This is a genomic window from Variovorax sp. 20P10.2.4, assembly GCF_058244205.1.
On the sequence record NZ_JBZAYE010000864.1, the window covers coordinates 1 to 2524 of the forward strand.

At 71.8% G+C, this 2524-nt stretch carries 1 protein-coding gene; it reads left to right on the forward strand.

All coding sequences use genetic code 11. The annotated features are described in order from the left end of the window. A partial coding sequence (locus AC27VN_RS38680) for a filamentous hemagglutinin family protein (RefSeq protein ID WP_490880099.1) occupies positions 1-2524 on the forward strand: 2524 nt, incomplete at both ends.

A 2524-nucleotide genomic window follows, 5' to 3' on the forward strand; every position in this document is an offset into this window, starting at 1 on the left:
CCTGGTGCTCGGCGGCGTGGCCGACGCGGGCCGCACCAAGCTGCTCAACGCCACGCCGTTCGGCTACCAGGGCAAGGAATACACGGGCCAGGGCTACAGCTGGTTCTCGCTGTGGACCCCCGCCACCGGCGTGGACCTGTTCAGCGCCGGCGGCAACCTCACGCCGACCACCGCCTGGGGCGAGGGCGGCGTGGCCGAGGACGTGGTGAACGCGCGCCGCGACACCAACGTCGGCGCGACCTACCAGGGCCATTTCTATCCGTCGATCCTGCGCGCGGTCGCGGCCAGCGGCAGCCTCTACTACGGCGTGGGCACCGCGAACCTGCTGGCCAACAACGGCGCGGCCTTCACGCGCACCGAGTTCGGCCTCACGCTCTCGCCGGCGCCGCAGGGCGAGCAGTACACCAACGTCACCGGCAAGGGCGTGCTCGAACTGCTGGCGCGCGACTCGATCCAGGCCAGCGGCTATGCGATCACCGCGTCGACCGCCGACCCGGCGGCGCTCACCAGCCCGTTCCGTCCGGGCTTCATGGGACTGATCGCCTACACCGGCGGCGGCCCCTACGGCCTGAGTCCGATGCTGGTGCACAACCTGCATCCGTCGGTGGTCAACGAGCGGACCGACTGGCTCGCGAATTCCAGCGGCCGCTATGCGAACGCACCGCTGTTCACCTTCGCGAGCCAGGCCACCTCGGCCTATGCCGCGACAGGCCAGGAGCCGGCGCGCTACTACGCGGTGGAAGGCGACATCGTCGGCCTGCGCTTCGGCCAGATGGCGAGCCTGGGCCACCTGGGCCGCGAAGGCACGCGCTACGACGGCTCGATCCCGGTGGCGGTGCGCGCGGGCCGCGACATCACCGACTCGGGCACGCGCCTGGGCCAGAAGGACACCATCGGCGAGGGCCGCGGCAACCTGATCTCGCACGGCCTGGCCGACGACATCTCGGTGGTCGAGGCCGGCCGCGACATCCGCCACAGCAGCTTCTACGTCACCGGCCCGGGCCTGCTCGAGGTGACGGCCGGGCGCGATCTGTACTTCGCCGACCGCGGCGAGGTCAAGACACTGGGCGCCGTGGTCGACGTGAAGCCCGGCGACCGCAGCAGCGGCGCCAGCGTGGCGGTGTCGGCCGGCATGGGCGCGGGCGCCGACTGGCAGGCCTTCGCGAAGCGCTACCTCGATCCGGCCAACCTGGCCGATCCGGGCCAGCCGCTGGCCGACCAGCCGGGCAAGGCTGTGGCGGTCTACCACGGCGCGCTGTCGCTCGCGCAATGGCTCGTGCGCGAATTCGGCTACGACGGCGACGAGGCCGGCGCCCCGGCCTTCCTGGTGCGCAAGCAGGTGGAGCTCGACCGCGAGCGCCAGCAGGCGCTCTCGCGCGGCGACAGCGCGGCCAACCGCTCGCTGGCACGCGAGTACAAGGTCGAGAGCCGGCTGCACCTGGTCAACTGGCTCACGGAGCGCTTCGGCGGGGCCAACCGCCTCGGCCTGCATTTCGACGCCGCCACCATGGATGCGCGCGCCTTCTTCGCGGCGCTGCCGGCCGAGCAGCAGCGCGCCTTCCTGCGCAACGTCTACTACGCCGAGCTCAAGGCCTCGGGCCGCGAATACAACGAGGAGGGCGGCAAGCGCCGCGGCAGCTACCTGCGCGGCCGCGAGGCCATCGCCACCCTGCTGCCCGACACCGATGCCGAAGGCCGCCCGCGCAGCTACGAGGGCGACCTCACGCTGTTCAGCAGCGCGATCTACATCGACGGCTACGTGGTCAGCAACGGCGTCGGCAAGGACCGTCCGACGCCGGGCAGGACCTACATCACCAAGGCCGAGTGGGAGGCGCTGGGCAGCCCGGGCTACGACGTGAACTTCTACGACGTGCTCGACGCCGGCATCCACACCCAGTTCGGCGGCGACGTGCACGTGATGACGCCGGGCGGACGCACGCTGGTGGGCGTGGACGGCGGCTTCGTGCCGGGGCCGGGCTCGGGCGTCATGACGCAGGGGGAGGGCGACGTCAACATCTACGCCCACGGCAGCATCCTGATGGGCCAGAGCCGCATCTTCACCACCTTCGGCGGCAACATCCTGGGCTGGTCGGCCGAGGGCGACATCAACGCCGGGCGCGGTGCCAAGACCACAGTGGTCTACACGCCGCAGCGGCGCGTCTACGACGGCGTGGGCAATGTCACGCTGTCGCCCAACGCGCCGACCACCGGCGCGGGCATCGCCACGCTGAACCCGATCGCCGAGATCCCGCCGGGCGACATCGACCTGATCGCGCCGCTGGGCACCATCGACGCGGGCGAGGCCGGCATCCGCGTCTCGGGCAACGTCAACCTCGCGGCGCTGCACGTGGTGAACGCCGAGAACATCCAGGTGCAGGGCAAGTCCACCGGCATCCCGGTGGTGGCGGCGGTCAACGTCGGCGCGCTCTCCAACGCCAGCGCGGCGGCGGCGCAGGCCGGCATCGCGGCGCAGGACTCGCTGCAGCGCGAGCGCGCCGAGGCGAGGAAGGCCTTGCCCTCGGTC